This is a genomic window from Martelella alba (assembly GCF_006516955.1).
GTDB classification, from domain to species: domain Bacteria; phylum Pseudomonadota; class Alphaproteobacteria; order Rhizobiales; family Rhizobiaceae; genus Martelella; species Martelella alba.
This window is the reverse complement of sequence record NZ_VHLG01000053.1, coordinates 1-640: the sequence shown is the minus strand read 5'-3', so window position 1 is coordinate 640 and position 640 is coordinate 1. Positions and strand designations below refer to the sequence as shown.

Annotated in this window: 2 protein-coding genes; both read right to left on the bottom strand. The window is 61.4% G+C overall.

Annotation, left to right across the window (positions count from 1 at the left end; translation table 11 throughout):
- Nucleotides 1–58: 58 nt before the first annotated feature.
- Nucleotides 59–412, bottom strand: a complete 354-nt coding sequence (locus FJU08_RS22625) for a hypothetical protein (protein ID WP_141151301.1) — start codon at nucleotides 410–412, stop codon at nucleotides 59–61.
- Nucleotides 405–640, bottom strand: a 236-nt coding sequence (locus FJU08_RS22940) for a hypothetical protein (RefSeq protein ID WP_181410009.1), incomplete at its 5' end; no start/stop codon positions are given. The genes FJU08_RS22940 and FJU08_RS22625, both read right to left, overlap by 8 nt.

Below are 640 nucleotides of genomic sequence, written 5' to 3'. Positions count from 1 at the left end.
TGCCGGATTGGTCACGTTTACATGCGCCAGATCAGAGATAAGAACGCATGTTCTCGCCTCAGGCGAAGCGCTCGGCCGGGGTTTGCGGTGCGATATCGAAACCGGCAAGACCTGCCGGAACATCGCCGTCAAAGCGCATGTTGATGTGATAGCCGGGCACCGGCGCCCGGCCCTCGGTCTCGACGGTGTTGCCGGTTTCGTCGGTCCCGGTGACCATGTCGCCGGTCGGCTCATAGATGGTTCCGGTCCCCTGCCCGCAGATTGACAGGCCGAAACGCGTGCCGTCTGCAAGCCGGGATTTGGTCGGAAGGGCGGAATTGCCCGCCTCATCGGCGACGGGGACAATGCCGGCCGTAGCCAGAGCCGCGAGCGCTGCGGTCTCGTTGTCGAATTTCAGCCAGACGTCACGCATTGATCGTCCCCCGTGCCACAAGTTCGGAATCGCTCATCACATCCGGCCAGAGGCCAAATTCATTGATGCGCAGGTCAAGCGTGCTGCCGCTGCCGGCAATCAGTGCCCCGAAACGTGACACAGAAAGAACCGGCATCGCAGCCGAAAGCGTGGCGCTGGCAATGGCTAGACCATTGAAAGACATGCTCAGTGAGGTTCCGTTTCTGCGGATCACCGCGCGGATACGAT

Coding starts and splice junctions, on each gene's coding strand:
- FJU08_RS22625 (WP_141151301.1), bottom strand. CDS start 412: ATGCGTGACGTCTGGCTGAAATTCGACAACGAGACCGCAGCGCTCGCG.